Origin of the sequence: Amycolatopsis nigrescens CSC17Ta-90 (genome assembly GCF_000384315.1) — a bacterium.
Taxonomy (GTDB): domain Bacteria; phylum Actinomycetota; class Actinomycetes; order Mycobacteriales; family Pseudonocardiaceae; genus Amycolatopsis; species Amycolatopsis nigrescens.
On record NZ_ARVW01000001.1, the window covers coordinates 4,370,938 to 4,395,111 of the forward strand.

At 70.8% G+C, this 24,174-nt stretch carries 21 protein-coding genes; 12 read left to right on the top strand and 9 right to left on the bottom strand.

The features are described from left to right. Positions 1–14 precede the first annotated feature (14 nt). From AMYNI_RS0120725 to AMYNI_RS0120745, 5 genes are all read left to right on the top strand, one after another. Positions 15–788, top strand: a complete 774-nt coding sequence (locus tag AMYNI_RS0120725) for an ABC transporter permease (protein WP_026360709.1) — start codon at positions 15–17, stop codon at positions 786–788. Next, positions 785–1,855, top strand: coding sequence for a sulfate/molybdate ABC transporter ATP-binding protein (locus tag AMYNI_RS0120730; protein WP_020669965.1), 1,071 nt, complete (start codon positions 785–787; stop codon positions 1,853–1,855). The genes AMYNI_RS0120725 and AMYNI_RS0120730 overlap by 4 nt, the downstream gene beginning before the upstream one ends. 10 nt (positions 1,856–1,865) lie before the next feature. Continuing rightward, positions 1,866–2,663, top strand: a complete 798-nt coding sequence (locus AMYNI_RS0120735) for an HAD-IIA family hydrolase (RefSeq protein WP_020669966.1) — start codon at positions 1,866–1,868, stop codon at positions 2,661–2,663. A 38-nt stretch (positions 2,664–2,701) separates the two neighbouring features. Next, on the top strand, positions 2,702–3,520 hold the full coding sequence (locus AMYNI_RS0120740; RefSeq protein ID WP_020669967.1) for a metallophosphoesterase: 819 nt from the start codon (positions 2,702–2,704) through the stop codon (positions 3,518–3,520). Between the two features lie 146 nt (positions 3,521–3,666). Then, positions 3,667–4,221, top strand: a complete 555-nt coding sequence (locus AMYNI_RS0120745; protein WP_020669968.1) for a snapalysin family zinc-dependent metalloprotease — start codon at positions 3,667–3,669, stop codon at positions 4,219–4,221. Here AMYNI_RS0120745 and AMYNI_RS0120750 read toward each other — a convergent pair. After that, positions 4,208–4,585, bottom strand: coding sequence for a YccF domain-containing protein (locus AMYNI_RS0120750; RefSeq protein ID WP_020669969.1), 378 nt, complete (start codon positions 4,583–4,585; stop codon positions 4,208–4,210). The two genes, AMYNI_RS0120745 and AMYNI_RS0120750, sit on opposite strands and share 14 nt — an antisense overlap. 192 nt (positions 4,586–4,777) lie before the next feature. On the opposite strand from AMYNI_RS0120750, the gene AMYNI_RS47330 reads away from it, so the two are divergent. The 3 genes from AMYNI_RS47330 (at position 4,778) to AMYNI_RS0120765 (ending at position 11,923) form a co-directional block, all read left to right on the top strand. Further along, entirely contained in the window at positions 4,778–9,493 is a 4,716-nt protein-coding gene (locus AMYNI_RS47330) for an OmpL47-type beta-barrel domain-containing protein (RefSeq protein WP_157357423.1), read from the top strand. Beyond that, entirely contained in the window at positions 9,493–10,113 is a 621-nt protein-coding gene (locus AMYNI_RS44970; RefSeq protein WP_020669971.1) for a 3-keto-disaccharide hydrolase, read from the top strand. Before AMYNI_RS47330 ends, AMYNI_RS44970 begins: the two co-directional genes overlap by 1 nt. Before the next feature lie 151 nt (positions 10,114–10,264). Continuing rightward, complete coding sequence (locus tag AMYNI_RS0120765; protein ID WP_026360710.1) at positions 10,265–11,923, top strand: AMP-binding protein; 1,659 nt, start codon at positions 10,265–10,267, stop codon at positions 11,921–11,923. 5 nt (positions 11,924–11,928) lie between these two features. Here AMYNI_RS0120765 and AMYNI_RS0120770 read toward each other — a convergent pair whose 3' ends face one another. The 4 genes from AMYNI_RS0120770 to AMYNI_RS0120785 all read right to left on the bottom strand — a co-directional run bounded on the left by AMYNI_RS0120770 (position 11,929) and on the right by AMYNI_RS0120785 (position 15,554). Beyond that, positions 11,929–12,579 (bottom strand): response regulator, encoded by a 651-nt coding sequence (locus tag AMYNI_RS0120770; protein WP_020669973.1) that lies wholly within the window; start codon positions 12,577–12,579, stop codon positions 11,929–11,931. Beyond that, complete coding sequence (locus AMYNI_RS0120775) at positions 12,567–13,805, bottom strand: sensor histidine kinase (protein ID WP_020669974.1); 1,239 nt, start codon at positions 13,803–13,805, stop codon at positions 12,567–12,569. The genes AMYNI_RS0120770 and AMYNI_RS0120775 overlap by 13 nt, the downstream gene beginning before the upstream one ends. Positions 13,806–13,954: 149 nt before the next feature. Continuing rightward, a complete protein-coding gene (locus AMYNI_RS0120780) occupies positions 13,955–14,908 on the bottom strand; it encodes a R2-like ligand-binding oxidase (protein ID WP_020669975.1) in 954 nt (317 codons plus the stop codon). Positions 14,909–14,924: 16 nt separating this feature from the next. Next, positions 14,925–15,554, bottom strand: a complete 630-nt coding sequence (locus AMYNI_RS0120785; protein WP_020669976.1) for a TetR/AcrR family transcriptional regulator — start codon at positions 15,552–15,554, stop codon at positions 14,925–14,927. Positions 15,555–15,676: 122 nt separating this feature from the next. Here AMYNI_RS0120785 and AMYNI_RS0120790 point away from each other — a divergent pair, with 122 nt between their 5' ends. Beyond that, on the top strand, positions 15,677–16,306 hold the full coding sequence (locus AMYNI_RS0120790; RefSeq protein ID WP_020669977.1) for an HAD family hydrolase: 630 nt from the start codon (positions 15,677–15,679) through the stop codon (positions 16,304–16,306). Here AMYNI_RS0120790 and AMYNI_RS44975 read toward each other — a convergent pair. Next, positions 16,303–16,542, bottom strand: a complete 240-nt coding sequence (locus AMYNI_RS44975) for a hypothetical protein (RefSeq protein WP_020669978.1) — start codon at positions 16,540–16,542, stop codon at positions 16,303–16,305. The genes AMYNI_RS0120790 and AMYNI_RS44975 overlap by 4 nt on opposite strands. Positions 16,543–16,705: 163 nt before the next feature. On the opposite strand from AMYNI_RS44975, the gene AMYNI_RS0120800 reads away from it, so the two are divergent. Further along, positions 16,706–17,092, top strand: coding sequence for a cold-shock protein (locus AMYNI_RS0120800; protein ID WP_020669979.1), 387 nt, complete (start codon positions 16,706–16,708; stop codon positions 17,090–17,092). A 4-nt stretch (positions 17,093–17,096) separates the two neighbouring features. Here the strand turns inward: AMYNI_RS0120800 and AMYNI_RS0120805 are convergent, their stop codons facing one another. From AMYNI_RS0120805 to AMYNI_RS0120815, 3 genes are all read right to left on the bottom strand, one after another. Next, positions 17,097–17,594 (bottom strand): DUF2771 family protein, encoded by a 498-nt coding sequence (locus tag AMYNI_RS0120805; RefSeq protein WP_020669980.1) that lies wholly within the window; start codon positions 17,592–17,594, stop codon positions 17,097–17,099. An 84-nt stretch (positions 17,595–17,678) separates the two neighbouring features. Further along, the gene (locus AMYNI_RS0120810) at positions 17,679–19,601 is read right to left on the bottom strand and encodes an MFS transporter (protein ID WP_051116345.1); all 1,923 of its coding nucleotides are present in this window, start codon (positions 19,599–19,601) and stop codon (positions 17,679–17,681) included. A gap of 39 nt (positions 19,602–19,640) precedes the next feature. Next, positions 19,641–20,432 (bottom strand): glutaminyl-peptide cyclotransferase, encoded by a 792-nt coding sequence (locus AMYNI_RS0120815; protein ID WP_026360712.1) that lies wholly within the window; start codon positions 20,430–20,432, stop codon positions 19,641–19,643. A gap of 52 nt (positions 20,433–20,484) precedes the next feature. Between AMYNI_RS0120815 and AMYNI_RS44980 the strand changes: the two genes are divergently transcribed. Together AMYNI_RS44980 and AMYNI_RS0120825 are read left to right on the top strand one after the other, a co-directional pair. Further along, on the top strand, positions 20,485–21,282 hold the full coding sequence (locus AMYNI_RS44980; protein ID WP_020669983.1) for a DUF3027 domain-containing protein: 798 nt from the start codon (positions 20,485–20,487) through the stop codon (positions 21,280–21,282). Next, positions 21,248–24,106 (top strand): sacsin N-terminal ATP-binding-like domain-containing protein, encoded by a 2,859-nt coding sequence (locus AMYNI_RS0120825; protein ID WP_245573963.1) that lies wholly within the window; start codon positions 21,248–21,250, stop codon positions 24,104–24,106. The genes AMYNI_RS44980 and AMYNI_RS0120825 overlap by 35 nt, the downstream gene beginning before the upstream one ends. Positions 24,107–24,174 lie beyond the last annotated feature (68 nt).

Here is a 24,174-nt window from a genome sequence, read left to right on the forward strand (position 1 = left end):
ACTCACGAGCAGGGCTGCCGTGGGTGTTGTGGATTCCGGCCGGGGTGGCGCTGGCGCTGGTGGTGCTGCCGGTGGCCGGGCTGCTGGTGCGGACGGACCTGACCCGCGTCCCGGAGCTGATCACGGCACCGGCGTCGCTGCACGCGCTCGAGCTGTCGCTGACCACCGCGGCGATGTCCACGGCGGCCTGCGTGCTGCTCGGTGTGCCGCTGGCGGTGGTGCTGGCCAGGTCCGCGGTGCGCGGGATCAGGCTGCTGCGCGCCGTGGTGCTGCTGCCGCTGGTGCTGCCGCCGGTGGTCGGCGGGCTGGCGCTGCTCTACCTGCTCGGCCGGAAGGGCTTCCTCGGCTACCTGCTCGACGTCACCGCGGGGGTGCAGATCCCGTTCAGCACCGCCGCGGTGGTGATCGCGCAGACCTTCGTCGCGATGCCGTTCCTGGTGGTCAGCCTGGAGGGCGCGCTGCGCGGCGCCGGTGACCGCTACGAGCAGGTCGCGGCTACCCTCGGCGCCCGGCCGTGGACGGTGTTCCGCCGGGTCACCGTGCCGCTGCTGCTGCCCGCGCTCGGTTCCGGGGTGGTGCTGAGCTTCGCCAGGGCGCTCGGCGAGTTCGGCGCGACCATCACCTTCGCGGGCAGCCTGGAGGGCGTGACCAGAACGCTGCCGCTCGAGGTGTACACCCAGGCAGAGTCCGATGTGGACAGTGCGGTGGCGTTGGCGCTGCTGCTGATCGTGGTCGCGGTGCTGGTGATCGCGGTGGCGCGGCCGCGGGCGCTGGAGGGCGTCCGATGACCCTGCACGCGGAACTGGCGCTGAGCCGGGGCGGCTTCGGGCTGGACGTCGAGTTCGAGGTGCCCGGCGGCGGGGTGCTCGCGGTGCTCGGCCCGAACGGCTCCGGCAAGTCCACCCTGCTCGGCTGCCTTGCCGGGCTGGTGCGCCCGGACCGGGCCGCCATCACGCTGAACGGGCGGTCGCTGGCCGGGCTGCCCGCGTACCGGCGCGGGGTCGGCCTGCTCGCCCAGGACCCGCTGCTCTTCCCGCATCTGTCCGCGCTGGACAACGTGGCCTTCGCGCCGAGGTCCAGCGGCGAAGGCAAGGCGAAATCCAGGGAACTCGCCAGGGGCTGGCTGGCCGAGGTGGACGCCGGGCAGCTCGCCGGGCGGCGGCCAGGCCGGCTCTCCGGTGGCCAGGCGCAGCGGGTGGCGGTGGCGCGGGCACTGGCCGGCGAGCCGGAGCTGCTGCTGCTCGACGAGCCGCTCGCCGCGCTGGACGTGGACGCCGCGCCGGCCGTGCGCGGGCTGCTGCGCCGGGTGCTGCGCAAGCCGTCCGCGCGGTGCACGGTGCTGGTCACGCACGACCCGCTGGACGCGCTGGCGCTCGCCGACCACGTGCTGGTGCTGGCCGGCGGCCGGATCGTCGAGCGCGGCCCGACCAGGGAGGTGCTGTCCGCCCCGAGGACCGCGTTCACCGCCAGGATCGCCGGGCTGAACCTGGTCGCCGGCACCGCGACGGCGGACGGGCTGCGCACCGCGGACGGCGGCCAGATCGCCGGGATGCCGGCCGCGGACGTGCTGCCGGGCGAGCCGGCGGTCGCCGTGTTCGCGCCAAGCGCGGTCGCGGTGTACCCGGCCGACGGCGAGCATCCCGGCAGCCCGCGCAACACGGTGGCGGCCACCGTCGAGTCCGCCGAACCGCACGGGCCGGTGATCCGGCTGCGGGTGACCGGCGGCTGGGCCGCGGGGCTGAGCGCGGACCTCACCCCGGAGGCGGTGGCCGAGCTTGGCCTGGAACCGGGCAGCCGGGTCCGGCTGTCGATCAAGGCCACCACGGTCGCTGTGCATCCCGCGTCTCCCGCATAGGCTGGCGGGCATGAGCGAGCAGACGGACCGCTGGACGTACCTGACGGACATGGACGGGGTGCTGGTGCACGAGGAGCACCTGGTGCCCGGTGCCGACGAGTTCCTGGCCGAGCTGCGGGCCAACGAGATCAACTTCCTGGTGCTCACGAACAACTCGATCTACACCCCGCGCGACCTGCGGGCCAGGCTGGAGCGCACCGGGCTGGACGTGCCGGAGAAGTCGATCTGGACCTCCGCGATGGCCACCGCGAAGTTCCTCGCCAGCCAGCGTCCGAACGGCTCCGCCTTCGTGATCGGCGAGGCCGGCCTGACCACCGCGCTGCACGAGGCCGGCTACGTGCTCACCGACCGCGAGCCGGACTACGTGGTGCTCGGGGAGACCCGCACCTACAGCTTCACCGCGATCACCAAGGCGATCCGGCTGATCGAGGCCGGCGCGAAGTTCATCGCCACCAACCCGGACGCCACCGGCCCGAGCCTGGAGGGCTCGCTGCCGGCCACCGGTTCGATCGCGGCGCTGATCGAGCGCGCCACCGGCCGCCAGCCCTACTACGTCGGCAAGCCGAACCCGCTGATGATGCGCTCGGCGCTGCGGTCGATGGGCACGCATTCGGAGAGCACGCTGATGATCGGCGACCGGATGGACACCGACGTGCACTCCGGGATCGAAGCCGGGTTGCAGACCATCCTGGTGCTCACCGGCATTTCCACCAGGGAGTCCGCCGAGCTCTACCCGTACCGGCCGACCAGGGTCATCGACTCGATCGCGGACCTGATCGGGCACACCAAGGATCCGTTCGCGGGTTGACCTGATCGATCAGGAAGCGAGGGCTTATCGTCGTGGGGGTGAGCGACGATCAGCAGCCGGACGTCACCGCGTATGTGGTGGGTGACGTGCACGGCCACCTGGAGGGGCTGACCGACGCCCTGCGCGCGCAGGGGCTGATCGACGACTCCGGTGACTGGTCCGGCGGCGAGACGACGCTGTGGTTCCTCGGCGACTTCGTGGACCGGGGTCCGGACGGGGTCGGCGTGATCGATCTGGTGATGCGGCTGCAGGAGCAGGCGAACGCCGACGGCGGCTCGGTGAGCACGCTGCTCGGCAACCACGAGATCCTGCTGCTCGGCATGTACCACTTCGGTGACACCGAGGTGCCCTCGGACTTCGGCCCGCGCAGCTTCGCGCGCAGCTGGGAGATCAACGGCGGGATGCCAGCGGACCAGGAGGGCCTGACCGACGAGCACGTCGAATGGCTGAGCACCCGGCCCGCGCTCGCGCTGGCCGGCGAGCACCTGCTGATGCACTCGGACACCATGGAGTACTTGGACTGGGGCGGCACGATCGAGGAGATCAACGAGAACCTCGGCGAAGTGCTGGCCGGCAACGACCTCGCCGAATGGTGGGACGTCTGGCGCCGGATGACCACCCGGTACGCCTTCCGCGGCCCGGACGGGCCGGAGATGGCGCAGCGGCTGATGGACCAGCTCGGCGGCGAGCGGATCGTGCACGGGCACAGCGTGATCGCCGACCAGCTCGGCATCCACCCGATGCAGATCGAGGGGCCTTATCTCTACGCGGGCGGCAAGGCGCTCGGCGTGGACGGCGGACTGTTCGTCGGCGGGCCCTGCCTGGTGGTCCCGCTGCCGTGGGAGCCGGAGGACTGAACCGCCTACTTTCGTAGTGCGTTATTAACAGCCGGTGCCCGTTCACCTGCGGTGCCGTGCCTGTTGTTGAAAACGGCCGCCACGGGCGGGCGCCTTCCGACACTAGCTTGCGAGCTGCAAACCGTCGCCGATCCAAGGAGTTCGACGTGCTCGCCAAAACCCGGCGGACGCTGCTCGCGGTGTTCGCCTTTCTGCTCGCCCTGCTGGTGGCCGGCCCGGCCGCTTCCGCGCAGGACGCCCACATCCAGGTCCGGACCGTCTACTACAACTCGAACGGCGCGGCCGAGTTCAAGGACGCGGTGGACGCCGGCGCGAAAGTCTGGAACGACACCGTCAAGAACGTGAAGCTGGTCAAGGGCAGCCCGTCCACGGTGACCATCGTCGCCGACAACGGCTGGCCACGGGCGCAGCCGCGCGGCCTCGGCGCCGGCACCATCTGGATGGGCCGTCAGGCGGTCAACGAAGGGCACGACACGATCCGGATCGCGGCGCACGAGCTTGGCCACATCTTCGGCCTGCCGGACCGGCGCACCGGCCTGTGCGAGGACCTGATGTCCGGTGCCAGCGCGGGCACCAGCTGCAAGAACCCGAAGCCGAACGCCGCCGAGGCGGCCGAGGTGGAGCGCAACTTCGCCAACGGCTTCTCCACCCAGGTCACCCCGGGCGTGCTGCTGACCGAGGAACCGCTCAGCGTCCGGTAGCCACGATCTCCTTGCCAAGCGGAACCAGCGACACCGGGATCATCTTGAAATTGGCAAGGCCGAGCGGGATCCCGATGATCGTGATGCACAGTGCGACGCCGGTGATGACATGCCCGATCGCCAGCCAGATCCCGGCCACGATGACCCAGATCAGGTTGCCGATCACCGAGGGCGCACCGGCGTCGCGCCGGGCGATCAGGGTGCGGCCGAACGGCCAGAGCGCGTAGTTCGCGATCCGGAAGGAAGCCAGCCCGAACGGGATGGTGATGATCAGGATGCAGCAGACGATGCCGGCCAGCAGGTAGCCGATCGCCATCCAGATTCCGCACAGCACCAGCCAGATCACGTTGAGGATCGCGTTCATCCCGTTCATTGTGCCGGGCCGGGCCGCCCCCTGCCGCAACTACGCCATCCAGCGCAACTTATGACAAAAGGAGACATACTTCCGGGTTTTGTGTGCAGAAGCCGTACCGTATGAGGCGTATGACAGTTTCCGGCGATCACATGCCGGGCGGGTCATCCCAGGACTAATGCCGAGTTCTCCCGGGAGACAACGATGTCTTTACGCCGAACACTGCTCGTCGTCCTTTCCGTCCTCGCCATGGTGTTCGCGCTGGCGGGCCCGTCCGCCGCGCAGCCTGCCACGGCCGCGCCACCGCCCGATCCCGGCCCGTCCACCACGGTCACCGCGGGCAACACCGAACTGCACCACCCCTCGGACGACTTCGAGAAGAAGAAGCTGACCGCGGACGTCGGGGAGCCGATGGCGCTGGCCGTGCTGCCGGACGCGCGGGTGCTGATGACCGACCGCCGCGGGGTGGTGAGCCTGTTCGACCCGGTCACCTACAACGTCGTCGAGGCAGGCCGGATCGCCGTCTACACCGGTGAAGAGGACGGCCTGCAGGGCATCGCGATCGACCCCGCCTTCGCCGAGAACCACTGGGTCTACGTCTACTACTCGCCGGCCGGGCCGGAGCCGAAGAACCGGCTCGCCCGCTTCAAGCTCGAAGGCAACGCGCTGGTGCCCGCGAGCGAACAGGTGATCATCGAGGTGACCACCCAGCGCGACCTGTGCTGCCACGTCGGCGGGGACATCGACTTCGACGCCGCCGGCAACCTCTATCTGTCCACAGGGGACAACACGAACTCCTGGGCCTCGGACGGCTACACCCCGATCGACGAACGTGAAGGCCGGTCCGCCTTCGACGCGCAGCGTTCCTCCGCCAACACCAACGACCTGCGCGGCAAGCTGCTGCGGATCAAGATGCAGGAGGACGGCAGTTACACCATCCCTGATGGCAACCTGTTCGCCCCCGGCACCGAGAAGACCAGGCCCGAGATCTACTACATGGGCCTGCGCAACCCGTTCCGCTTCTCGGTGGACAAGAAGACCGGCTGGGTCTACATCGGCGTGGTCGGCCCGGACGCCAGCGCGGACAACCCGGACCGCGGCCCGCGCCAGTACGACGAACTGCTGCTGATCAAGGAACCCGGTAACAGCGGCTGGCCGTACTGCATCGCCGACGACATCCCGTACAACGACTTCGACTTCGCCACCGGCACCTCCGGGCCGAAGTTCGACTGCGACAAGCTGGTCAACGACTCGCCGAACAACACCGGCCTGACCGACCTGCCGCCGTCCGACGACCCGCTGATCTGGTATCCCTACGCCTGTTTCGACAAGTTCCCGCAGATCGACTGCCCCGGCGGCGGTACCGCGATGGGCGGCCCGGTCTACCGGTTCGACCCGAACCTGGAGTCCAACACCAAGTTCCCGGCCGACTACGACGGCGCCGAGTTCTTCTACGAGTACTCGCGCGGGTTCGTGAAGACGGTGCGCACCGACGACCAGGGCGCGCTGAAGTCGATCGACCCATTCCTTGCGGAGCTGGACTTCAACCAGCCGATGGACATGGAGTTCGGTCCGGAGGGTTCGCTCTACGTGCTGGAGTACGGCGGCGGGTTCTTCACGCCCGGCCCGTATGCCGGGCTGTACCGGATCGACTACACGCAGGGCCAGCATTCCCCGACCGCGACCGTCACCGCGACCCCGACCTCGGGTGACGCGCCGCTGCAGGTGGGCTTCGACGCCTCGAAGTCGGCCGACGCCGACGGTGACGCGATCAGCTTCGCCTGGGATTTCAACGGCGACGGGGTGAACGACGCCGAGGGCCCGACCGCGTCCCATGCCTACGGGCAGAACGGTTCCTACAGCGCGAAACTGACCGTCACCGATGACACCGGCCGGTTCAGCGTGGTGCGGGTGGACATCTCCGTCGGCAACCACGCGCCCGAGGTGGTGCTGGAGTTCCCCGATGACGGCGCCACCTTCTCCTTCGGGGACGAAGTTTCCTACCGGGTCAAGGTGACCGACGCCGAGGACGGCACGATCGGCAACGGCGTGGACTGCAGCGCGGTCCAGGTGCAGCTGGCGCTCGGGCACGACTCGCACGCCCATCCGCAGTCCAACAAGCAGGGCTGCGAAGGGGTGATCAAGATCCAGGAGGAGGCCGGGCACGGCGGGGACGCCAACCTGTTCACCGTGCTGCGCGCCAGTTATGCGGACAAGGGCGGCCAGGACGTCGGTTCCGCTTCCGGCACGCACGAGATCATCCTGCAGCCCAAGCACAAGCAGGCCGAGCACCACAGCCGCGCGCAAGGCGTGCAGGTGACCGCGGACGAGCAGGCCGAGGGCCGCAACCTGGTCGGCGGCATCACCGGCGGGGACTGGATCTCCTTCGACCCGCTGAGCCTGCAGTCGGTGGACACGGTGAGCTTCCGGGCGAAGACCACCGGTGTCGGCGGCGGGATCGAACTGCGCCAGGGCGCACCGGATGGTCCGGTGCTCGGCAAGGCGGAGGTGCCCGCCGGTACCGCTGGGTCCTTTGTGGACATAGCGCCGATACCGGTGACCGACCCCGGCGGCAGCATGGAGCTGTTCGCGGTGTTCACCGGTGCGGACAACGCCTTCGGGCTGGACTCGCTGAAGTTCAACGGTCTCGGCGCCACCGGTCCGCTGAACGTGCACGCGACCAGCGACGTCAAGAAGGGCTCGGTCCCGCTCGACGTGACCTTCCGGGCGACCGCGACCCCGGCACCCGCCGGGGCCAAGTACACCTGGGACTTCGGCGACGGCACCACTGGCACCGGTGCCGAGGCGAAGCACACCTACGCCGCGACGGGTGACTACACCGCGAAGGTCACGCTGACCGACGCGAACGGGAAGGCGCGCGGCACCGCGAGTGCCGCGGTCGGCGTGGTCGATCCGGTGCGGGGCGCGGTGGCCGTCACCCCGGAGTCGGCCGAGCTGCCGGCCGGGACCCCGCACGAGGTGACCGCGAAGTTCACCCCGGAATCGGGCTCGGCGGCCGGGCAGCCGGTGACCGTGGAGGTCTACCGGAAGTCCGAGGCGAGCCCGTTGCCCCCGGGTCTGCAGGGCACGCCGTATCTGCGGGCGGAACGGAAGGTGCTGCCCGCGGACGACACCGGCACCGTGAAGATGCCGTACACCAGCACGGTCGCGTCGACCGATCTGGTGGTCGCCTGTGCCGCGTACGGAGACTCGTGCGGCCGTGGTGACGGCACCCTCGCGGTGACCGACCAGGGTGCGGCGAACCTCCGCACCGACGTGGCGGTGGACACCGCCGGTGTGGTGTGGAGCGCGAAACCCGACGCGGACGGGTTCGTGAACCTGTTCGACGGCCAGACGCTGGCCGGCTGGGACCACGCCGGCAACGGGCGGTTCGAGGTGACGAACGGGCTGCTCCAGCCACGCGGCGGTTACGGCAACCTGTGGTACGCCGACCAGCAGTTCACCGACTACGTGCTCGAAGCGGACTACGAAAGCTTCGACGTGAGCGCGAACTCCGGTCTGTACCAGCGTTTCGACAACCCGGGCGCGGCGGGCCGGGAAGGCTACGAGGTGGCCATCCTGGACCGGGTGGACAACCAGATCAACCGCACCGGCTCGCTTTCCGGGGTCAAGGCGGCCACCCATCTGGCGGCCAAACCGCCCTACGGCGGGTGGAACACCTTCTCCATCCGGGTGGTCGGCAACACCTACACGGTGACGCTGAACGGGCAGGTGGTGACCGAGTACACCGGCGACGGCAGCCGCGGCACCGGCAAGCGGATCGGCATCGAGAACGCCAACGACTCGCTGCGCTTCCGCAATATCAAGATCAAGCCGCTGACCGCGCCGGACGTGACCGCGCCGGTGAGCACGGCGAGCACCCAGCCGTCCGCGCCGGACGGCGCGCAGGGTTGGTTCGTCTCCGGCCCGGTCACGGTGAACCTCGCCGCGACCGACCCCGGCGAGGGCGCCAGCGGGGTCGCCGGTAGCGAGTACCGGATCGGCGACGGGCCGTGGACCGCTTACACCGCACCGTTCGCGGTGACCGGCGAAGGCGCGCACGCGGTGCAGTACCGCTCGAAGGACAAGGCGGGCAACGTTGAGGAGGTCAGGTCGCTGCCGGTCAACATCGACACCGGCGCGCCGTCGGTCACCGCGAGCTTCGGCGAACCGGGCGACGGAGGCTGGCACGACGGTGTGGTGGAGCTGGCACTGTCCGGCGAGGACGGCGGCTCCGGGCTCGCCCTAGTCGAGTCCAGTGTGGACGGTGGGCCGTGGACGCCGTACACCGGCGTCATCCCGGTCCGCGGCGACGGCCAGCACACCGTGCTCTACCGGTCGGTGGACGTGGCGGGGAACGTCTCGGCGGAGAAGGCCGCGACGATCCTGATCGACGCCACCCGGCCGACCCTGCTGGTGGACGGGGTCGCCAACGGCCGGGTCTACGGCGACGCCAGCGATCTGGTGCTCAGCTGGCGGGCGGAGGACGCGTCCTCCGGCGTCGCCTCGGTGGCCGGGACGCTGAACGGGCAGGCGTTGTCCTCCGGCGCGTACCTCCCGCTGCACACCCTGAACCTCGGCCTGCAGCAGTTGTCCGTGGTGGCCACCGACAACGCCGGCAACCGCACCGAGCAGAACCTGTCCTTCGCCACCTCGACGTCCACCCGAGACCTCGGGCAGCTGATCGACCGGTTCCGGGCCAGCAACCGGCTCTCGCTCACCGCGTATACGCAGCTGGGTGACCAGCTTCGCAAGGCGCGGCTGGCCGAGGCGAGTGGCGACGACCTGGCCACCATCGCCGAGCTGCGGAAGTTCACCGCACTGGCCGGGGACGCGGCACTGGTCAGGGCACCGGACATCCGGGCGGTGCTGACCAGGGACGCCGACACGGTCATCACCTCGATCGAAGGAGGGCAGTGATGTCCCAGGCGATGCGACGGCTGATGGTCCTGGCCGCGGGAGTCGCGCTCAGCGCGGTGCTGGTGGCGCCGGCGGACGCGGCCCAGCCGGTCCGGCTCTTCGACGGCACCTCCACCGAGGGCTGGTCGCAGGCGGGCCCCGGCGGGTTCGACGTCGGCGGCGGGAAGCTGACCAGCCGGGACGGGATGGGGCTGCTCTGGTACCACGGCAGGCAGTTCGGCGACTTCATCCTGACCCTGGACTGGCGGGTCACGTCGGCGACCGACAACTCCGGGGTGTTCCTGCGGTTCCCGGACCCCGGCGGCGATCCGTGGGTGGGCGTGAACTCCGGTTACGAGATCCAGATCAACGACAACCCGGCCGGCGACCCGCAGAAGACTGGCGCCGTCTACAACTTCCAGCAGGCGGCGCGGCGGGCGTCCAAGCCGGTCGGGCAGTGGAACTCGTACCTGATCAAGGTGGTCGGCCAGCGGTACCAGGTCTTCCTCAACGGTGAGCTGGTGAACGACTTCACCGGCACCCACCCGGACCGGGGCCGCACCGGCTACGTCGGCCTGCAGAACCACGACCCCACCACGCACGCCCAATTCCGCAACCTCTGGCTCCGCCCCCTCACCTGAGCGGCGGTATGCAGCGAAGGCCACCTTGCCTGCGTTCAACGCAGGCAAGGTGGCCTTCGCTGCGTCCGGACCCCTCCATGTGCAGATGGCTGGGGAGGGGGAGGGGAATTAGGGTCGGGAGGTCGACGTCGACGGAGAAAGGGGAGGCATCATGGCTGGCGCACCTGCCGTGCCGAGCTACTCGTCCGGGGTCTCGGAGGTCCCCCTGCTCGGCGACACCATCGGGGACAACTTCGACCGCACCGCCGCCGCCTTCGGCGACCGCGACGCCCTGGTGGACCGGACGGACGGGCGGCGCTGGACCTACCGCGTGCTGGCCGCCGAGGTGAACACCGTCGCGCTCGGCCTGCTCGAGCTGGGCATCACCAAGGGCGACCGGGTCGGCATCTGGGCGCCGAACTGTGCCGAGTGGACGCTGACCCAGTACGCCACCGCGAAGATCGGCGCGATCCTGGTCAACATCAACCCGGCCTACCGCACGCACGAACTGGAGTACGTGCTCAACCAGGCCGGCATCCGGCTGCTGGTCGCCGCGGAGAAGTTCAAGACCTCGGACTACGCCGGCATGATCACCGACGTTCGGCCGCGCTGCCGGGCGCTGGAGCACGTGCTGCTGATCGGCGGGCGGGACTGGAACTCCTTGCTGGACAACGGCCGTGCCGCGGACGCCGGCCGGCTCGCCGAGGTGGCCGGCACGCTCGGCGCGGACGACCCGATCAACATCCAGTACACCTCGGGCACCACCGGCTTCCCCAAGGGCGCCACCCTGAGCCACCACAACATCCTCAACAACGGCTACTTCGTCGGCGAGCTGTGCAACTACACCGAATTGGACCGGATCTGCATCCCGGTGCCCTTCTACCACTGCTTCGGCATGGTGATGGGCAACCTGGCGGCCACCACGCACGGCGCCTGCATGGTGATCCCGGCGCCGTCCTTCGACCCGAAGGCGACCCTGGACGCGGTGCGGGCCGAGCGGTGCACGTCGCTGTACGGCGTGCCGACCATGTTCATCGCCGAGCTTGCCGAGCCGGAGTTCGAGTCCTACGACCTGTCCACCCTGCGCACCGGGATCATGGCGGGCTCGCCCTGCCCGGTGGAGGTGATGAAGCAGGTGATCGACCGGATGGGCATGGCCGAGGTGTCCATCTGCTACGGCATGACCGAGACCTCCCCGGTGTCCACGCAGACCCGCGCGGACGACTCGGTGGAGCGCCGGGTGTCCACAGTGGGCAGGGTCGGGCCGCATCTGGAGATCAAGATCGTGGACCCGGAGACCGGGCTGACCGTGCCGCGCGGTGCGCCGGGCGAGCTGTGCACCCGGGGCTACTCGGTGATGCTGGGGTACTGGGAGGAGCCGGAGAAGACGGCCGAAGCGATCGACGCCGCGCGCTGGATGCACACCGGCGACCTTGGGGTGCTCGACGAGGCCGGCTACGTGAACATCACCGGCCGGATCAAGGACATGGTGATCCGCGGCGGCGAGAACCTGTACCCGCGCGAGATCGAGGAGTTCCTCTACACCCACCCGGACATCCTGGACGCGCAGGTGATCGGCGTGCCGGACCAGCGCTACGGGGAGGAGCTGATGGCCTGGGTGCGGCTGCGCGAGGGCGCCGAGCCGCTGACCGCGGAGTCCCTGCGCGAGTTCTGCACCGGAAAGCTGGCGCACCAGAAGATCCCGCGTTACGTGCACGTGGTCACCGAGTTCCCGATGACCGTCACCGGCAAGGTCCGCAAGATCGAGATGCGCGAGCGCGCCGTCGATCTCCTCGGCCTGCATTCCCTCACCCAGACCAAGCACGCCTGACCGGATCAGCGGCGGACGCTGTTGAGGTAGGCGAGTACGGCGAGGACGCGGCGGTGGCCGGTGTCCGATGCGGGCAGGTCGAGTTTCGCGAAGATGCTGCCGATGTGCTTCTGCACCGAGGTTTCCGCGATGTGCAGCCGGTGGCGGAGCTCGGTGTTGCCGTGCCCTTCGGCCATCAGCGCGAGCACTTCGCGTTCGCGGCGGGTGAGGGTCTCCACCGGGTCGTCGGCCCGCCTGGTGAGCAGCTGGGCGACCACCTCCGGGTCCATCACCGTGCCGCCGCCCGCCACCCTGGCCAGCGCGTCGGTGAACTCCTCGACCTGGCCGACCCGGTCCTTGAGCAGGTAGCCGACCCCGCCGGCGGCGTCGGCCAGCAGTTCGGCCGCGTAGCTGGTCTCGACGTACTGGGACAGCACCAGCACCGGCAGCCCCGGCACCAGCCGCCTTGCCTCGATCGCCGCCCGGATGCCCTCGTCGCGGAAGGTCGGCGGCATCCGCACGTCCACCACGGTGATGTCCGGTCGGTGAGTGGTGACCGCGTCGACGAAACCTTCGCCGTCGGGCACCTTGGCGACCACCTCGAACCCGGCGCGGGAGAGCAGCAGCGTCAACCCCTCGGACAGCAGCACGTTGTCCTCCGCGATCACGGCGCGCACGGCAGCTCCACCCGGATCGTGGTCGGCCCGCCAGCCGGACTGTGCACCGTGGCGATCCCGTCCAGCGCGGCGACCCGGCGACGGATGCCGTTGACGCCGGTGCCGGCGGTCTCGTCGATCCCGCCGCGGCCGTCGTCGGTGACCTCCACGTCCAGCCGGTCGCCAACACGCCGCACCGAAACCATGACCAGCCGTGCGCCGGCGTGCTTGGCCACATTGGTCAGGGCCTCGGACACCACGAAGTACGCGGCCGCCTCCACCGAAGCCGGCAGCGGGCCGACCTCCTCCAGGTCGGCGTGCACCGGGACGGCGGCGTCCGCGACCAGCGACCGCAGCGCACCCACCAGCCCGCGGTCGGAAAGGATCGGCGGGTAGATCGTGCGCACGATGGTTCGAAGCTCGCCCATCGCCGCTTCGGTGCCGTCGCGCGCCTCCTGCAGGAGGGTCGCCGCGGTCTCCGGCTCGTCGCGCAGGGTCTGTTTCGCGATCCCGAGCCGGAGCGCGATGGACACCAGTTTCGCCTGGGTGCCGTCGTGCAGGTCGCGCTCGATCCGGCGCAGCTCGGCGCCGTGCGCGTCCAGCGCCTCGGCCCTGGTCTCGGTGAGCTCGTCCACCCGCTCGGCGAGCTGCTCGGTGCCGGAGCGGTCCAGGATCGACCTGGTCAGGTGCGCCCAGCCGCGGGCGAGCGTGGGCAGGACGAAGACCAGCGCGCCGATTCCGGCCAGCAGCGTGGGAATTCCGGTGCCGAAGGCGGTGCCCCAGTCGTGGATCGGGAAGCTCGGGATCAGCGTCACCCCGCCGGTGCCGGGCGCCCACCAGAAGAACATGCCCAGGATCGACGCGGGCAGCAGCGCGCACAAGATCAACGACAGCATGCCGACGGCGAAGCCGAGGGCGCACTGGACCGGCAGCCAGAGCAGGTCCCGCCAGGTGGCCGGATCGGTGAACAGCTGGCGCCACCAGCTGAGGATGCTGCCCTCCAGCGGCCGGAGCCGGGTCGGCACCCGGCGGCCGAGCACGTACCCGGCCCAGGTGCGGTGCAGGTCGGTCCAGATCCGCAGGCCGACGAAGCCGAAGGGCACCAGCACCAGCCCGAGCCCGGCGACCGCCACCGACATCCCGGCCATCGCCAGGAACAACGGGATCAGCAGCGCCACCATGGACGCCGGCACCAACGCCAGCAGGTACGGCACGTCCCGGAACAGCCGCTTGGCGAGCGCGCTCATCTTTCCCCCAGGTCGCCGATGGTCGTCACCCTGCTATCCGACCAGTTCCGGCGCCTTCGCACAGTAGAGCAGGCTGCACCTTTTCCGACGCAGCGAAGGCCACCTTGCCTGCGTTCAACGCAGCGAAGGTGGCCTTCGCTGCATACGGGCTAAGTGGTGGCGAAGGCTTGGGCGTCCTCTTCGCCGAAGGTTTCTTCCAGACGCTCCGGCGAGTAGTCGAGGTCGATCTGCGCCGGATCCGCGCCGCGGGCCGACTCGATCGCACCGAGCCGCCGTTGCGCCCGGTCTGCCGCGTAGTGCACGAACTCCTCGGGATCGATGCCGAAGGGATGCTCCTCGAACTGGTCGTTCAGCCACTGGATCATGTTCAGCGCCTGTGGCACCAGCTCGCCCATCCGCTCGCCGACCACCGCCCACAGGCTGTCGTCCGCCGCCACGTGCCGGCGGCAGGTGAACGTGCCCCATGCCATGTGCCGCCGCTCGTCGTCCCCGATCCGGCGGATCAGCTCCTGCATCCCGGGCAGGATCCGGTGCTCGGTGCACATCTTCTGCCAGGCGTAGTAGCCGGTCAGCGCGAGGGTGCCCTCGATCACGTGGTTGTAGGTGACGCTGGCGCGGATCTGGTTGCGCGGGCTGGGATCGGACTCCAGGACGCCGAGCGACTCCGGCAGCTCCTCGTAGAAGAGCTTGCGGTAGTGCGGGTTGTCCGCGACGTACGGGTGCAGGTCCGCGGTCAGCCCGACCGCGTCCATCCAGCGCCGGAACACCTCGGTGTGCTTGGCCTCTTCGAAGCAGAACTGGGTCAGGTACATCTCGTCGCCGAGCCTGCCCTCGGCGGACATCGCCTTCATGAACGGCTGGATGTCCTCGGTGACCGCCTCTTCGCCCGCGATGAACTGCGCGCACAGGTAGGTCGCGGACCGGCGCTGCTCGTCGTTGAGCGCCGCCCAGTCCTCGGCGTCGCGGCTGAAGTCGATGTCGGCCGGGTTCCAGAACTTCTTGTTCCCCTTGACGAAGAGCCGCAACGGGAACGAGTCCCAGTTCAGCCCGCCCGCCCTCAGGGTGGTGAATCCGGTCCGGTGCGCGGAAACGGTGTCGGTCATCGGTACGCCTTTCGTGTCACTTCGTTGTGTCCACTGCGCTCTTTGTGTCCACTATGGACGAATAGTGCCGGATGGCAGGGGTGAGCACCGCGCAGACGGCGTCCGCCGCCTCGCCGGGGGAATGGGTGCGCAGCACCAGGTGGCTCAGCGAAAGTCGCACCACGCTCTCCGCGAGCAGTTCGGCGTACTCGGGGCGCAGCTGGGGCAGCCGCTCGCGGTAGTGGCCGGCGGCCAGCTCGGTGGCCGCGCGCAGGATCGGCTCGCCCTTGGTGGTCAGCAGCGGCAGCAGGTCTTCACCGGCCTCGGTGCCAAGTGCCGCGGCCACCAGGCGGTTCTCCCTGGCGTGCTCGATGGTGAAGGTGACCCCGGCGCGGATCGCGCCGGGCAGATCGGCGGCCTCGGCGAACCGCTGCCCGATGCCGTCGAGGAACTCCGCCGCGGTGCGCAGCGCGACCGCCTGCACCAGTGCGGACTTGCTGCCGAACTCGTTGTAGACGGTCTGCCGGCTCACCCCGCTGTCGGCCGCGACGTCGGCCATCCGGAGGCCGGCGTAGCCCTTCTCGGGCAGCAGCGCGGTGGCCGCGTCGAGCAGCGTCTCGCGCAGGGAAGCCCTGGTCCGTTCGGTGAAGCTGGTGACCTCTGACACACCCTTAGCTTGACACGTGAGCCGTATGTGTCAAGTTCTTGTACCCAGTCCAGGGTTTTGTACAGAAGTCCACCAGGTAGTCGGCCGGGCTCCGGCGCTGGTCGAATGGTTACCTTGGTCTGGTGGGCATCACCGTGGGCTTCGACCTGGACATGACGCTGATCGATCCGCGGCCAGGCATGGTCGCGGCGATGAACGCGCTCGCCGACGAGTGCGGGCTGCCGCTGGACGGGGAGGCGTTCGCGGCCAACCTCGGCCCGCCGCTGGACCACGTGCTGCGCGGGTTCGAGGCGCCGGAGGAGCGCATCCCCGGGCTGATCGACCGCTTCCGCGAGCTGTACCCAGGAATCGTGGTGCCGCGCACCGTCGGACTGCCCGGCGCGGCCGAGGCGCTGCGCGCGGTGCGCGGGCTCGGCGGCACCGTGCTGGTGGTCACCGGCAAGTACGCGCCGAACGCGGCGCTGCACCTGGAGGCGCTCGGCCTCGAGGTGGACGAGCTGGTGGGCGAGCTGTGGTCCACGGAGAAGGCGACGGCGCTTCGTGCGCACCACGCGGTCGCGTACGTGGGCGACCATCTCGGCGACATCCGCGGTGCGCGGGCGGCCGGGGCGGTCGCGGTCGGCGTGACCACCGGGCCCTGCGACCGGGCGGAGCTGCTGGACGCGGGCGCGGACGTGGTCTTCGACGGGCTGGACGAGTTCCCCGGCTGGCTGGCCGCGAACGAGGGCCTGTTCGCCGGCGTGTCCCTCTAGTCCTGCTGCCGCGCCTCGCGGACCAGCGCGATCAGGCCGAGCGCGAGGCCGAGCGGGGTGACCACCCCGGCGCCGAGGCTCAGCCAGACCGGCAGGTTTTCCAGGCCGGCGGCGAACAGCACGAACACCGCCACCACGGCCGCCATGCCCAACGCGAACAGGCCGATGCCGAGCCGCATCAGCAACGACTTGCGCGGCTCCGGCCGTGCCGTTGCCGAAGACGTCTCGGTATCCATGGGCAAAAGGGTAGCTGGTAGATATCTTCCTTCTCCCCGGAGTCGGCGGCGGGATAGGCTGGGGGGACGCGCGTCCTGGGTACGCCCTGGGCGCGTTCGTCGTGCACGGCCCGATTGGCGCGTGCGATTCGACCGCGGAAACACAGAAGGAACGGTGAGGGCAGTGCCGACCGGCAAGGTCAAGTGGTACGACGCGGAAAAGGGTTTCGGCTTCGTCACCCAGGATGGCGGCGACGACGTCTACATCCGCAAGACTGCGCTACCGGAAGGCGTGGCCGCACTCAAAGCCGGTCAGCGGCTGGAGTTCGGGGTCGCCGACGGCAGGCGCGGCCCGCAGGCCCTTTCGGTCCGGCTGCTCGACCCGCCGCCCTCGGTCGCGGAGGCGCGCCGCCGCCCCGCCGAAGAGCTGCACGGCCTCATCGAGGACATGATCAAGCTGCTGGAGCTCAAGGTCCAGCCGGACCTGCGGCGCAACCGCTACCCGGATCGCAAGAACACCAAGCGCATCGCCGAAGTGATGCGCGCGGTCGCCAGGGACCTGGACCCGTGATCCGCTAGGCCGGCTGGACCTGCAGGGACCAGACGGCCCTGGCGACGAGCTGCGGCTGCCCGTCCTCGTCGAGGGCGGGCTGGCCGGACTCGTCCGCGGCGTAGGCGGCGCCGAGCTGCTGGACCTCCACCACCACCAGCTGGCCGTCCGAGCCGTTCGCGGACGCGGTGTAGGCGAACTGCTTGCCGTTGGTGAAGGTCTCCTGCTTCACCGGCTGCAGCTCACCCTTGGCGTTGGTGTACTGGACGTTGACCACCCACGGGGTCTCCGCGACCTCGGAGGGCACCGAGATCTGCACGGGCTGGCCGGCCCGCACCTTCAGCTGTGCCTTCGCGCCGTCGTTCTGCTCGCACTTCTGGACCTTCGCGTCGCAGTGGATCATCGGCGCCGCCTCCACCGTGTTGCCGTCGGCGAAGAAGGTCACCTGGGGTGGGCCCGGCGTCGAGCACCCGGCGAGCACCAGCGCGGCGGCGGCGAACAGGAGCGGCAGACGAAGTCGCATACCCGGAAGATATCGCGGGGCCCGCGCCGGATCCCTGGCGACTACGTCGTGAGTGAAAAGTGTTGCCTTGGCAACACTTTTCACTCACGAGCGGGCTGGGCGCACTGGTGGTGGGCTGTCGGTGGCCTGCGGCCGCAGCGGCCGGTCGCCGCCGAGGCCGGGGATCAGCGAAGTGCCCTTGCGCACCAGGTAGGTCTGCACCAGACCGAGCACCAGCAGCGCCGAGACGGTGAGGAAGCCGATCCAGTACGTGGGCGGCAGCAGCAGCCCGATCGCGCCGCCGAAGCACCATGCCATCTGCAGCACGGTCTCCGAGCGGCCGAACGCGGACGCGCGGGACTCCTCGGGCAGGTCCTCCTGGATCACCGCGTCCAGGCTGATCTTGGCCAGTGCGCTGGCGGTGGAGCCGACCAGCCCGACGATCGCGGCGGTGGCGAGGCCGTCCAGGATCGCCGCCAGGATGGTGGACGCCAGCGCGGCGGCCACGCAGCCGAGCACCACCTGGTCCGGTTTGCCGAAGTGCAGCCGGGAGCCGATCGCGTTGCCGACGAACCCGCCGATCCCGGCCGCGGCACCGACCACGCCGAGCAGCAGCAGCTGCATGAACGGGCTCACCCCGTCCTGTTCGGCGTGCGCCTTCACGGCGAAGGCGGCGAACATCATCAGGAACCCGGTGAGCACCCTGATCGTGCCGTTGGCCCAGAGCGAAACCACGATCTGGCGGCCCATCGGCTGGCGTTTCTTCTTCGCGGATTTTCGCTCCGGATGGGCGGCGAAGGACGCGGGCACCTCGCCTTCGGTGACCTCCACCCAGGACGGGATCCGCATGCCCTGCACCGCGCCGACCGCGCAGATCGCGGCGGCGAACCACAGCGCGCCCGACGAGCCGAAGATGCCGTTGAACCCGCTCGCGATCGCGCCGAACACCCCGCCGGCGATCAACCCGAACACGGTCAGCCTGGCGTTGGTCTTGGACAGGGTGATCTCCGGTGGCAGCACTCTCGGTGTGACCGCCGCCTTGAGCACCATGAACGACTTCGACAGCACCATCTTGCCCAGCGCGGCCGGGTACAGCCCCCAGTCGTTGAAGTGCAGCGCCATCAGCACGCACATCAACGCCTGGCCGGCGGAGACCACGCACAGGGCCAGCCGCCTGCCGCGCTGGATCCGGTCCAGCGCCGGCCCGATCACCGGCGCCACCAGCGCGAAGGGCGCGATGGTGATCAGCAGGTAGAGCGCGACCTTGCCTTTGCTCTCCCCGCTCGCCGCGGCGAAGAACAGGGTGTTCGCCAGCGCGATCATCATCGCCGCGTCGCTGGCGTAGTTCAGCATGGTCGCGTAGGTCAGCGAGGTCAGCCCGGAACGGTCCGCGCCGTCCGCCTTGGTGGCGCGCTGGAAGGCGTCCACCGCCTGTCCGGTCAGCTGCCTGCCGCGCAGCGCCGCCACTCTGGTGACGGTGATCTTCTTCGGCAGCCGCGGCAGGCTGCCCGCGCCGGCCGTGGTCCGGTGCTCGGTTTCGGGTTCCGCGTCGCGCGGCTCACCGGCGTAGCCGTCGGTGTTGTACCGCTCGTAGTCGCCGGAGTTCCCGTAGTAGCCGCCGGGCGGCGGCGGTGGCTCGCGCCTCGGGGGTGGTGGCGGTGGTGGCTCGCGGTGCACCGGCTGGGTCCGCCACATCGACGGGTCCGGCGGCGGAGGCGGCGGGTAAGGCCGCGCGCCCCGGTGCGGGGGTGGGGCGTGGCCAAGCGGGATGGCCCCGGTCGGCGCCTCGTCGGCGGTGGGCACCGGTGGCACTGGTGGTACCGGTGGCACTGGTGGCTCTGCCGGCATCTGCCGAGTAGGCGGCTTGGGGCTGTCGTCGTAGAACCGGCTCGGCGGCTCGACCGGCGCCCGCCAGGACGGCGCGCGCCCGGAGCCGGGCTCGGGTGTCCACTTGCGCTTGCTCTTGCGCCCGGCACGCCCCTTGCCCGAGCGGCCGAACAGGCCGCCGGAGCCACCAGAACGCGTCATACCTTCAATCCTGCCGTACTCAGGGGTGATCTCGCCGGTTCACGGCGAGACCGGGACCAGTTTCACCCGGAACATCTTGGGCCACAGCTTGCCGGTGAGCAGAAACTGGTCGGTGCCCGGGATGGCCGCGACGCCGTTCAGCACGTCCGCGCCCCGCCGTTCCGCATCGGTGAGCAGGCCGGAGGCGTCGATCTGCGCGGTGACCTGCCCGGTGTCCGGGTCGATCCGCAGGATCCGGTCCGAGTGCCAAACGTTTGCGTAGACCGCGTCGCCGACGCACTCCAGTTCGTTCAGCTGATCGGCCGGCCCGTCCGCGGTCCGAACCCGGACCCGGCCGGTCTCGGTGAACTCGCGGGGATCGCGGAAGGTCAGCTCGGCCGAGCCGTCGCTCATCACCAGCCGGTCGCGGCCCTGCTGGTGGCACAGGCCCCAGCCCTCGCCCCGATATTCGACCCGGCGCTGCTCGGCGAGCGTGCGCGCGTCCCGCTGGATGGCGACGCCGTTCTTCCAGGTCAGCTGCCAGAGGGACGGGCCGGTCACGGTGATGCCCTCGCCGAACAGCGGCGATGGCAGTTCGACCTTGGTCACCGGCTGGGCGCCCGGCGGGCCGGCGCGCACGGACGATCGTCCTTCCAGGCCGGTGCCTTCGTACAGGGTGCCGCCGGAAAGTTCGAGGCCCTGGGTGAACGCTGCGGAGTCGTGCGGTAACACTTCGACCACCTCGGCCCGCAGCGATTCGGTACGGGGGGCGGCACTGGACGGCGCCGGGGCGGCCGCGCAGCCGGTGAGCGCCACGACGACAACGGCGGGAATGAGCAAAAGACAGCGCACGCGTTCCAGCCTGACACGACCGGGCGGCGGTGCGTGCTGCACAATTGGGTACATGACCCTGCTGCTCACCCTCGATGACGGCTCGATCCAGCGATCACTGGCCGAAGCCGTGGAGACGGCGCGCGCGGCCGCGGTGGAGGAGACCGATCCGGCGCAGGTCGGCGCGCACGCCGGGGTCGAGCGTGAGGACGCGGTTTCGGCCACCCATCTGTTCGAGGCGGAGGTGCCCGGCTACCGGGGCTGGCACTGGTCGGTCACCGTGGCGACCGCGGGTCCCGGCGAACCCGTGACGGTCAGCGAGGTGGTGCTGCGTCCCGGCCCGGACGCGCGGGTGGCGCCGAAGTGGGTGCCGTGGGAACGCCGGGTGCGCCCCGGCGACCTCGGCGTCGGCGACATCTTCCCGACCGACTCCGACGACCCGAGGCTGGCGCCGGCCTATCTGGCTTCCGACGATCCGGCGGTGGAAGAGGTCGCCCGCGACGTCGGGCTCGGCCGGGTGCACGTGCTTTCGCGCTACGGCAGGGAAGACGCGGCCTCGCGTTGGCGTGCCGGCGAGTTCGGCCCGCGGTCCGACATGGCCCGCAGCGCGCCGGACGTCTGCGGCACCTGTGGTTTCTTCCTGCCGGTCGCCGGTTCGATGCGCGGCGCGTTCGGCGTCTGCGCCAACGACATCTCGCCCGCTGACGGGCACGCGGTGAACGTGGAGTACGGCTGCGGCGCGCATTCCGAGATCGAGGTCGAGGTCAGCTCGTCGATCCCGGTGGCCGAGCTGGTCTACGACGACTCGCTGCTCGACATGGAACCGGTAGAGGAGCTTGAGCGAGCCAGTGAGCCTGCCGCACGGGCCTGACCCGTTCGGCACCGAGGCGTTGCGCGACTCGGTGCTGCGTGCCTGGCGGGACTCGCCGACCAGGTTCACCGAGGACACCAACGCCGAGGGCGACCTGCGCGCCGGCGGCTACCGCGACCGGCTGCTGGTGGAGCTGGCGCAGAACGCCGCCGACGCGGCCGCGGCCGCCGGCACCCCCGGCGTGCTCCGGCTGTCCGTTGTGGACGGTGAGCTGCGGGCCGCGAACACCGGCGCGCCGCTGGACGCGGCCGGGGTGGCGTCGCTCTCCTCGCTGCGTGCGTCCGCGAAGAGCGGTGAGACGGTCGGCCGGTTCGGGGTCGGTTTCGCCGCGGTGCTCGCGGTGACTTCCGCGCCGCGGGTGGTCTCGCGCACCGGCGGCGTGGCCTTCTCCGAGGAACGCACCCGCGCCGCGGCCGGGCGTACCGGCGTGGTGCCGGTGCTGCGGCTGCCGTGGCCGGTGGACGAGCGGGAGCCCGCGCTGCCGGCCGGGTTCGACACCGAGGTCCGGTTGCCGCTGTCCGCGCCGGATGACGGCCTGCTGGAGCGGCTGTCCGCGGAGGCAGAGGACCTGCTGCTGGCCTTGCCGTGGCTGGCCAGGATCGAGCTCGGCGAGGATGTCTGGACGAGGACCGAGTCGGACGGCGTGCTGGTGGTGGGCGCGCCGGACGGCGGCACCCGGCGCTGGCTGACCCACGCCACCGAAACCTGCGTCTGGGCGGTCCCGGTGACCGGCGACGGCGCCCCGGTCCCGCTGGAGTCCGGCGTGCTGCACGCGCCGACGCCGACCGACGAGCGGCTTTCCCTGCCGGCCAGGCTGATCGCCTCGGTGCCGATCGAGCCGTCCCGGCGGCGGGTGCTGCCCGGTGCAGGGGTGCGCGCAGCCCTGTCCGCGGCGGCGGCCGCCTACCCCGGCCTCGTCCGCGAGCTGCCTGCCCGGCACCGGATGGCGCTGGTGCCGCGCGCCGGATTCCCACTGTCCGAAGTGGACGGTGAGCTGCGAGAGCTGGTACTGGCCAGGCTGGCGGACACGCCGTGGCTGCCCTCGGCGGCGGGACCCGACCTGACCGGCACCCGCGCGAAGGTGCTGTCCGCCGACTCCCCGGCGCTGATCCCGCTGCTGGCCGAGCTGGTCACCGGGCTCGCCGCGGTGCCGTTCTGCGGCCACGAGCCGGCCAGGGTGCTCGCCGTGGCCGGGGCCGAGCAGCTGACCGTGGCCGAGGTGGTCGAGCTGCTCACCGGCGTCGACCGGGAGCCCGGCTGGTGGCGGTCGCTCTACGACGCGCTGCTTCCCCTGGTCGAGGCGCACACGATGGCCGCGGACGAGCTCGGCGGGCTGCCGGTGCCGCTGGCCGATGGCCGCACGCTGCCGGGTCCGCGTGGCGCGCTGCTGTTCGGTGCCGACCCGGGGCTGCTCGAGCTTCTGTCCGAAGTGGACGTCGCCGGGCTGCGGCTGGTGCACCCGGACGCCGCGCATGCCCTGCTGGAAAAGCTGGGCGCCAAGCACGTGGAGGCCGCGGACCTGCTTGACGCGCCAGCGCTGCGCGACGCCGTGCAGCGCAGCGTCGAGGATGCACTGTCTGGTTTGGACACTCTGCCGCTGGCCGGCGCGGTGCTGCGGCTGGTGGCCGAGGTCGGCGCGGTGGACACCGGCTGGCTCGGCGCGCTCGCGCTGCCCGCGGAGGACGGCTGGCGCCGGGCCGACGAGCTGGTGCTGCCGGGGTCGCCGCTGCTGGAGGTGTTCGATCCCGAGGCGTTCGGTGCGGACGCCGCGCTCGACGTGCTCGAAGGGGACTTCGCCGAGGACTGGCCGGAAGAGACGTTGAAGGCGGCCGGGGTGCTCGGCGGCTTCAAGGTGCTCGCCGACGACGAGCCGGTCGAACCGGACCACGGGCTGCCGGAAGAGGCGGACTGGTGGGCGTCGCACGAGGAACCGCCGGGCAGGCTGCTCGCCGTGCGGGATCTGGACCTGGTCGCCGACGATGCCTGGCCGGCCGCGCTCCGGCTGCTGGCGTCGGAGCCGGAGACCTGGCGGGCGCTGACCGTGCCCGGCGGGCACACCGGCTGGTGGCTGGCCAGGTACGCGCTGCTGGCCGGGCGCGCGCCGCTGGACTGGCGGGCCGCCGATGCGGATGGCCTTGCCGGGCTGTTCGACCCGGTGCCCGAGCTGGGCCTGCGCCCGGAGCTGCTGGCCGCGGCCGGGGTCCGGCAACGGCTGGTGCTGGCGGACGCGGAGGACGTGGCCGATCTGCTGGACCGCCTCGGCGACCAGGACCGGAAGCCCTCACCCGGCCTGGTGCTGCGCGCCTACACCGCGCTGGCCGACGCTTTCACGGGTGAGCCGATCTCGCCGGAGAACGTGCGCACGCTGGATGGGTCCGTTGTGGACGCCGACCGCGCGATGGTGCTGGACCAGCCGTGGCTGCTCGGCGTGTGGCCGTCCGGTCGGCTGGTCGCCGCCGCGGACGGGGACGGCCGCGCGCACCGGCTGGCCGAGCTGCTGGACCTGCCGCTGGCAGGAGAGCGGACGAAGGCCGAAGTCGATTCGCCCGGCGAGTACCTGCCGTGGCGGGAGCTGCCCGCGATCGGTGAGGTGGCCGAGCTGCTGGACCTGCCGTTGCCGGAGGGCGGCCTGCTGGTGCACGAGCGGCTCACCGTGGCACTCGACGGCGACACGCACGTCGTGCCCTGGTGGTCCGGCGAGCGGCTGCACGCCGAGGACAGCCCGGCCGGCCTGGCCCGCGCCTTCGCCTGGGCCGCTGCCCGCTGGCCCGACCGCCACCTGATCGCCGCCCTCCTCGACGACCCCACCCAACTCCTCGCCTAACCCGGCCACCTCCGTGTTTGCCGCTCACGTCACTGTGTTGGCCGCCCACGTCATCGAGTTGGCCGGTT

Coding starts and splice junctions, on each gene's coding strand:
- AMYNI_RS0120730 (WP_020669965.1), top strand. CDS start 785: ATGACCCTGCACGCGGAACTGGCGCTGAGCCGGGGCGGCTTCGGGCTG.
- AMYNI_RS0120735 (WP_020669966.1), top strand. CDS start 1,866: ATGAGCGAGCAGACGGACCGCTGGACGTACCTGACGGACATGGACGGG.
- AMYNI_RS0120750 (WP_020669969.1), bottom strand. CDS start 4,585: ATGAACGCGATCCTCAACGTGATCTGGCTGGTGCTGTGCGGAATCTGG.
- AMYNI_RS47330 (WP_157357423.1), top strand. CDS start 4,778: ATGTCTTTACGCCGAACACTGCTCGTCGTCCTTTCCGTCCTCGCCATG.
- AMYNI_RS44970 (WP_020669971.1), top strand. CDS start 9,493: ATGTCCCAGGCGATGCGACGGCTGATGGTCCTGGCCGCGGGAGTCGCG.
- AMYNI_RS0120765 (WP_026360710.1), top strand. CDS start 10,265: ATGGCTGGCGCACCTGCCGTGCCGAGCTACTCGTCCGGGGTCTCGGAG.
- AMYNI_RS0120775 (WP_020669974.1), bottom strand. CDS start 13,805: ATGAGCGCGCTCGCCAAGCGGCTGTTCCGGGACGTGCCGTACCTGCTG.
- AMYNI_RS0120780 (WP_020669975.1), bottom strand. CDS start 14,908: ATGACCGACACCGTTTCCGCGCACCGGACCGGATTCACCACCCTGAGG.
- AMYNI_RS44975 (WP_020669978.1), bottom strand. CDS start 16,542: ATGGATACCGAGACGTCTTCGGCAACGGCACGGCCGGAGCCGCGCAAG.
- AMYNI_RS0120805 (WP_020669980.1), bottom strand. CDS start 17,594: ATGCGACTTCGTCTGCCGCTCCTGTTCGCCGCCGCCGCGCTGGTGCTC.
- AMYNI_RS0120810 (WP_051116345.1), bottom strand. CDS start 19,601: ATGACGCGTTCTGGTGGCTCCGGCGGCCTGTTCGGCCGCTCGGGCAAG.
- AMYNI_RS44980 (WP_020669983.1), top strand. CDS start 20,485: ATGACCCTGCTGCTCACCCTCGATGACGGCTCGATCCAGCGATCACTG.